This window comes from Endozoicomonas sp. (genome assembly GCF_051008435.1).
GTDB lineage: Bacteria > Pseudomonadota > Gammaproteobacteria > Pseudomonadales > Endozoicomonadaceae > Endozoicomonas_A.
The window spans coordinates 1-7,292 of the sequence record NZ_JBPCXO010000319.1; the positions used below are offsets into that span (position 1 = coordinate 1).

The 7,292-nt window shown below is 45.5% G+C and carries 4 protein-coding genes; all 4 read right to left on the minus strand.

Features of this window, described 5'->3' with window-relative positions; genetic code table 11:
• Window positions 1-122 precede the first annotated feature (122 nt).
• The 4 genes from ACR2PX_RS16070 to ACR2PX_RS16085 all read right to left on the minus strand — a co-directional run bounded on the left by ACR2PX_RS16070 (window position 123) and on the right by ACR2PX_RS16085 (window position 6,987).
• On the minus strand, window positions 123-1,499 hold the full coding sequence (locus ACR2PX_RS16070; protein WP_434000369.1) for a DUF1329 domain-containing protein: 1,377 nt from the start codon (window positions 1,497-1,499) through the stop codon (window positions 123-125).
• A 595-nt stretch (window positions 1,500-2,094) separates the two neighbouring features.
• Window positions 2,095-3,480, minus strand: a complete 1,386-nt coding sequence (locus ACR2PX_RS16075; RefSeq protein WP_434000370.1) for a DUF1329 domain-containing protein — start codon at window positions 3,478-3,480, stop codon at window positions 2,095-2,097.
• 225 nt (window positions 3,481-3,705) lie between these two features.
• Window positions 3,706-5,073, minus strand: coding sequence for a DUF1329 domain-containing protein (locus tag ACR2PX_RS16080; protein ID WP_434000371.1), 1,368 nt, complete (start codon window positions 5,071-5,073; stop codon window positions 3,706-3,708).
• A 180-nt stretch (window positions 5,074-5,253) separates the two neighbouring features.
• Window positions 5,254-6,987: a DUF1302 domain-containing protein gene (locus ACR2PX_RS16085; RefSeq protein ID WP_434000372.1), complete on the minus strand. Its 1,734-nt coding sequence runs from the start codon at window positions 6,985-6,987 to the stop codon at window positions 5,254-5,256.
• Window positions 6,988-7,292: the final 305 nt, after the last annotated feature.

Below are 7,292 nucleotides of genomic sequence, written 5' to 3' on the forward strand. Positions count from 1 at the left end.
CCGGTTTGAGACAGTTTTTATGATTATTTGAGGCGAATAGCGAGCTATTCAACGAAAAGAATCATAGAAAATGGCCAAATCCGGCTTTTTCGCAGTAGGTCAGTGGTAAGTCCGACAGGCTCCTAGCGAACGCCAAGCTTGCGAAGCGTACTGGGCTTAAAGTAAGCCACGTCTTTCACATTGGTATTCATCGGTTGTTGAGAATCAATGTAGTTCTTGAGGGTATCCACCAAATACTCACGAGACAATAAATCATGGTACATGGAAGCCCTTCTCCTGACGCCCGGCAGATCGAACATATTAATGGAATTCAGCATGGTTACACGCCAGAGCACATCACGGCCATCGTAGAGATCTACGACAGAAGGTACCCAGCTGTCTTCATCCACATACAGCATTCGAGTTTTGAAGACATTACGCTCGTCTTCTTTCAGGGTGGCCTGAACCTTCCAGACGCGATGCAGTTCATACCGCATCAGATCAGGATTGACATGACCTGCCGTCAGCAACTGATCCATAGGCTGCTCAGCATTCTCAAACTTGTATGAGTGGTACGGAATATAAAGTTCCGTTTTGCCCAACAGCTTCCAGTCATATTTATCAGTAGCACCATTAAAACCGTATGAACTGTCTACCGGGATAAAGTTACCTAACCCCTGCGGTGAATCATAAGCTACGGTAGGAGCACGTCTTACCCGACGAATTCCTGGCGTATACGACCAGGCAGAACGTGGACTAACCGACTGATCGATGGGCTCATGAACCAGTATGGATTTCCCTTTGTCTCGGGAAGGTTGAAAGCGCTCCACAATCTGGTAGAGGCGCGGGGAATTACTGGCCTGAAACGCTTCAATGCTGCTATTGGGATCAAAGTAAGGTGCACGGCTGGTCTCCTTCCGCTTGCCGACCAGATGTGACCCATTTCTATAGACAACAACAGTATTGTTTGTCTGCACATCAAAAAAAGGTGAACCCCCTTGATTGAGATTCCATGCTACCTGCTCACCGTTAGCTGGAATTGGGAACGGTGCGCCACCAAAAGCATTTTTAACGCCATTACCGCCTTCAGCAAGAGTCGCCCGCGTTGCATTCAGAGTCGTATTTTTCTGAATAAAGTCGGAATAGGCCCCGTCCCGATGAGACGGATAAATATGCATTTTGAAAGTTTCCGGATAGGTTTCAAAGAGCTTTACCTGCCCTGGTGATAACTTATCCTTATGCTCCTGCACATTAGCAGCCGTGATGGTAAAAAGCGGCTTCTCATCCCCATAGGGATCCGGATACGCAGACCCGCTTCCTTTATAGCTGGCAGGTGGTTTGAAGTCAGGATTCCAGGCCGGAATCGTTCCTTCAGCATTACCCGCTCGTGTAGCACCTATCGGGGTTAACTCCTTACCCAGCCTGGCGGCTTCTTCAGGGGTTACTTTTGCAGATAGACCCGTTGCAGTAATTAAAGCTCCTACAATACTTCCGACCAGAAGAGATTTTTTTATTATCATTTTTTCTTTCCTTGGCTTTTCATGCGCTTTAGGCACTTGAACCGCAACACATCGCCTTCCTCTCAGGCACAAGAGGAAAAGGACGGATGGTTTTCTCCGACTGCGGCATTCGGTAAAGCAGAGACGATCACGGTACAGAGCGACATTGGCTCAGACTGGTTCCTGAAACGTTCAGGAGGTGGGAAGGCTTCCGTGATTGTACGTTTATTTCCTGTGACGGTGACGTCAGCCTTATCGGCTAGAAGAAAGGGCTGATCCCGCTCACAATTCATTATTATTATTATTATTATTCTCATAAGCCCCAAGTGGTATGACTGGAAATTGTCGAACACCCTCAAAAACAGCTTTTACGTACAATTCCTAAGACAGAAACGGTTAAGTTAATGGCTCCATTTCACATAGGGTTTAAATCAAAAACTATCTTCTAGCAGCAACCTCATCAATAACATTTCTGGCCATTTATTATTAGCATTTAGCGCCCAGGCAATCATCAACAGAAAAGAGCTTCATATTGCCTCCTAATATAAAAAACGAAAAAGAAAAATCATGCAGTAGCTGCAGGATTGAGCCCGTTTGAGCCCAATCCTGCCAACCATTAACGAACGCCTAACTTACGCAAAGTACTTGGAGTAAAATAACTCACGTCTTTAATGTCAGTATTGATAGGCTTATTTTTGCTCTGGTTGTAAACCTCACCTGCCATGTACTCTCTGGAAATCAGATCCTGATAAATCGAGGTACGTCTGGCAATTCCAGGCATATCATAACGATTTATGGAGTTCACAAAGGTCACACGCCAGAGATTGTCACGGCCGTCATACATATCAACAACCGCTGGAATCCAACCATCTTCTTCAACATAGAGCACCCTCTTCTTAAAGACATTTCGCTCACCTTCTTTAAGATTGGCTTCCACCACCCAGACTCTATGCAATTCATAGCGCATAAACTCAGGGTTAGGATGACTTGCAGGGAACATCTCTTTGAATTCAATCGAAGGGTCTTCAAACTTATAAGCGTTATAGGGAATATAAAGCTCTTTCTTGCCAACCAGTTTCCAATCGTATTTATCGGTAGCACCGTTAAAGCCGAAAGAACTGTCAACCGGCAGGAAGTTACCCAGGCCCTGAGGTGAATCATAAGCAACTGTGGGTGCTCTTCTCACTCTGCGAACACCCGGTGTATAAGACCAGGCTGCCCGTGCCATAGCACTTTGATCCAGGGGCTCATGAACGACAATGGATTTACCTTTATCCCGGGTCGGTGCGTGCCTTTGAACCAGCTGATACAGTTTCGGATAATTCTTGGCCTGAAACTCTTCAATATCACTGTTTGGATCAAAATAAGGCGCCAGACGAGTGGCCGTTTTACTGCCCACCAGCTGAGTACCATCACGGTAAACGACAATAGTGCTGGCAGTTTCACTGTAAAAATAAGGAGTACCTGCCTGGTTGGCATTCCAAATCACTTGCTCACCGGTTTTGGGAATAGGAAAGGGGGCTCCACCAAAAGAGTTCACCACACCATTTCCACCCGGTGCCATGGTCGCACGGGTCGCATTGAGGATCGTGTTCTTTTCAGTGAAATCAGAATACTTACCATCCCTGTGGGTAGGGTAAATATGCATCTTGAATGTCTCTGGAAAGGTCGAAAACATCTTGATTGTACCTGGAGACAACTTATCCCTGTACTGATCAACATTTTTAGCCGTAATGGTAAATAAAGGTTTCTCACCTTCATAAGGGTCGACATAAACACTGCCGCTGCCTTTGTAATGAGCTGGCGGTTTAAAATCCGGATTCCAGGCAGGAATAGTCCCATCTTTATTACCGGCTCTTTCTGCACCCACCGGGGTCAATTCCTTACCCAGTTTGGCGGCTTCTTCCGGTGAGACTTTTGCATGAACCGACATCGCGGTCATGGTGGCTAACAAACTAACAACTGGGGCTGCCAATAGTGATTTTTTTATTTTTATTTTCATAATCATTCTATTTTTCAGTCAGAGACTCAATGCTTTGGCAAGCAGCCGAAAGCAGGGTAATTCCTGCCCCGGCACGTGAAAACGCTCGCATTATCAAGAAACACAATCAGTTATCACATCAAATACAAAAATAACTTTTCCATTGGAGAGTGGTTTCAGCACGAAAACACCTTCTTCTGTCTGATCCTCTTTTTAATTTAAAAGGCGATGAATACCTAGTTAGAATTAACGCACACCCAGTTTTCTAAGTGTACCCGGCGTAAAGTAAGAGATTTGTTTTACATCTTCATTAACAGGCTTCTGTGTTGCTCTGTTATAAACTTCATTTGCCAGATATTCTCGTGAAATCAAATCAAAGTAGAACATCGTTCTTCTTTGAATTCCGGGCAAGTCATACATATTAATCGTATTCTGTAAACTCGTGCGCCAGAGCGTGCCACGATTGTCATACTGATCGACAAGAATGGGCAACCAGGTATCTTCATCTATAAAGAACTGACGTTTTTTATAGACGTTCCTTTCACCTTTTTTCAGATTGGCCTCTAGAACCAGAACACGATGCAGTTCATAACGCATAAATTCGGGACTTGGGTGGCCTTTTGGCAACAGTTCCTTAAATTCGACACCTTCCTGCTCGAACTTGTAACTGTTGTAAGGAATGTACATCTCCCTCTTGCCAAGCAGAGTCCAGTCATATTTATCGACATTGCCATTAAAGCCGTAGGAACTGTCAGTCGTCCTGATTTTACCCAGCCCTTGGGGGGTATCGTAAGAAATAGTAGGAGCCCGACGCACCCGACGGACACCAGGCGTATAAGACCAGGCAGCCCTGGGATTTTCATCCCTGTTCAAAAACTCATGAACGAGTGTACTTTTCCCCTTATCCCGGGTGGGTGTATGGGAAAGGTTAATTTGCAACAGAAGTGGAAGTTCCTGATCCTCGTAAGTCTTCAAGTCAAGGTCAGAATCAAAATAGGGTGTCAGTCTGATGACGGTGTTTCGTCCCACAAGATGTCGGCCATTTCGATAGACCATCACATCATGCGTTGTAGACTTTCGATAAAGAGGCCCTGCAGGCACGGTCATATTCCAAACCACTTCCTGACCATTTTGTGGAATAGGAAAAGGGCTGCCACCAAAGGCATTTTCGATACCATTACCACCACTAACCACTTCTGATCGAGTAGCATTCAGCCGAGTATTTTCAATAATAAAGTCAGAATACCCACCGTCTCGATGAGAAGGATAAATATTCATTTTGAATGAACGTGGGTAGCTCTTGAACATGGCCTTAAGACCAGGAGTGAGCTTATCTTCATGATCTCTGAAGTTATCTTTTGTCAGGGTTAATATCGGCTTCTCATCCTTATAAGGATTCGGATACCGATCACCAGGTTGATAGCCTTCCGGTGCTTTAAAATTTGGATTCCAAGCGGGAATAGTACCTTCTTTATTACCTGCTCTTTCAGCCCCCATGGGCGTTAAAACAGAATCCAGTTTTTTGGCTTCTTCCAGTGAAACTTTAGCGCTGGCACTCAGGGCAAATGCCGCAGCCACCATAACCATAGGGGCAGCCAGAACGGTTCTTATCATTATTCTACTCCTTGTTCTGAAAATGCAGCGGCCTCTTACTAACACAGTAGCTCTCATTACTTCAAGGTACGCTGCACTTCAACGCTCCGGGCTCTGGATTCTAATCGGGAATAGCGCTCGACTTTCAATTGAACTGTCTATTCTCGATCAGACTCCCAGAAACCCAATGACTCTCTTACATTAGAAGCTGTACTTCACATTCAGAGCGACATAATCCCTGTCGGTATAAGCATTATCTTCGGCTTTACCAAAATAGGCGTTGTAACTGAGTCCTGCTTCCCATTGATCCTGGTAGAAGAATTTGGCGCCGATACTCAGACGATCGGTGTTATTTGCCGTGGCTGTAAAGCCACCTGCAGCTGACTTTCCATCGATGTTATGCCTGAAGCTGATCGGCACTTCCAGATTAGTGGCCGGAAAGACGTTGTTGTATTTCAGAGTGACCATACCGGCCAGGCCAGAGCCATGCAGTTCAGCAGTCGACTGAATTTCGTCCTTATCTTTCCCAAGCACTTTGTTGTAACCAATTTCACCGGTAAACAACACTTCGTCTGCCAAACGTGTCACACCGAAGGAATGAATCATGGAAAGCTGGGCCTGAATAGTATCAGCTTTCATCGCACTGCCATTCTGATCCAGCACTGTAGTATCTTTGCGCAATGCCAGCTCACCACCCACGTTAGTGTCGCCAATCAAAGTTCCGAAACTGGTACCAATCAACTTGATATCTTCAAAGTACTCAAGGTGATAGCTCGTTGGCATTTGAGGAATAGTGACAGAGTTCAGTGGATTAAATGACCCTCCTGGCTGCTCAGAGTACGGATCATAGGCACCGCTTCTGACTACGTTTACAGGATTCTTCTCATGATAATTGAGGTAATACAGGCCCAGCTCAACACCATTACCCAAACCTTCTGCAAAGTAATTAAAGGCAACACCCCACTGTCCGCTATCGCTGGCATCAACATCTTTACCTCTGGTCAGACTGTATGCCTGATCATAGGCTGGCAAGGTAGCATCAGGGTTCCCTGTATTAGCCCTGAGAACTGCCAGCGCTTGCTGATAAGCGCCCTGAGCGGCCAGAGCAGCAATAGCAGGGGGGAGAATTTGCTCTCCCCCTTCATCAAGTCCATCCGTAACACTGAAGAAACTGCCCACAGCGTTAGTCTCTGTCTTGGCCCATTCCCATTGACTATAGGCTGCAATATTAAGGTTATCAGTCAAATCCAGCTGGGCAAAAACCTGGCCTACAGGCAGGAGAATATCTTTGACTTCCACACCAGCAACGTTAGCTTTGGTGGCATCTGATGGAGACATCGATGTACTGATACCACTGATAAAGAGGCTTTCCCCCCAACTGACCACCTGACGCCCTACCCTGACATTAAGGTTACGCTCACCGATTTCAAAATTGCCGTAAACAAAAGCATCCAGCAAACGAGCTTTTTTACCGTGAGCATCTTTAGTCTCATCGGTGAACTCGTTATAAGCCACTGAGATATTGTTATTGGTCAACGGGCTGTCGTTATCATTTTTTCCGAAGTAGGCATCATCATAAAAAGCACTGCCACGGATGAAAGCGCCCATGTTCTGATAACGAATATCCATTTCACTGATCACAGAGAAACGGTTGGTAACCATAGAACCTTTGTCAAAGTTCCTGTTACCGTCATCTCCCAAAGGACTCCCGATCAGATCGTCATTATGATCACTCATCCGCCAAGCAGCTGAATAGTTAAGCGTGGTATCCCAGTCAACAGACACTTCATCGGTAGGCTGGAAAGAAAGTGACCAAGCAGGAGCAGACATACTGGCGACCACTGTGGCGATAGCCACTGGCAGCAGTTTGATGCGGTTATTGCGTTCTTGAGAAACAGCGTCCTGCTTAACAGTCTTTATTATATTTTTTTTCATAAGAGGCCCCGAAGAGGAGGCTGAGATGCTTGCAGAAAATTCCATTACTGCTTATGACGCATGCTCTACTACCAGCCTTGTGTGTTATTTTTTTTGTTATAAGTTGGCTGGAGTTAACACTATTCGGAGTCCTTAAATGGGACAATAACAATACTGGCCAATTATTTTTTACATATTCAGCCTTAGGGAAGTGGCACAAGAAAGCTTACCGCAGTAAAGTGCCACTTTTCCCCTCTTGACGACTGTAGCTGCCATGACCACCATTACTATTCCTCCAGAGTGCAAATATCTAATCAAACTTGCTG

Coding starts and splice junctions, on each gene's coding strand:
- ACR2PX_RS16070 (WP_434000369.1), bottom strand. CDS start 1,499: ATGATAATAAAAAAATCTCTTCTGGTCGGAAGTATTGTAGGAGCTTTA.
- ACR2PX_RS16075 (WP_434000370.1), bottom strand. CDS start 3,480: ATGAAAATAAAAATAAAAAAATCACTATTGGCAGCCCCAGTTGTTAGT.
- ACR2PX_RS16080 (WP_434000371.1), bottom strand. CDS start 5,073: ATGATAAGAACCGTTCTGGCTGCCCCTATGGTTATGGTGGCTGCGGCA.
- ACR2PX_RS16085 (WP_434000372.1), bottom strand. CDS start 6,987: ATGAAAAAAAATATAATAAAGACTGTTAAGCAGGACGCTGTTTCTCAA.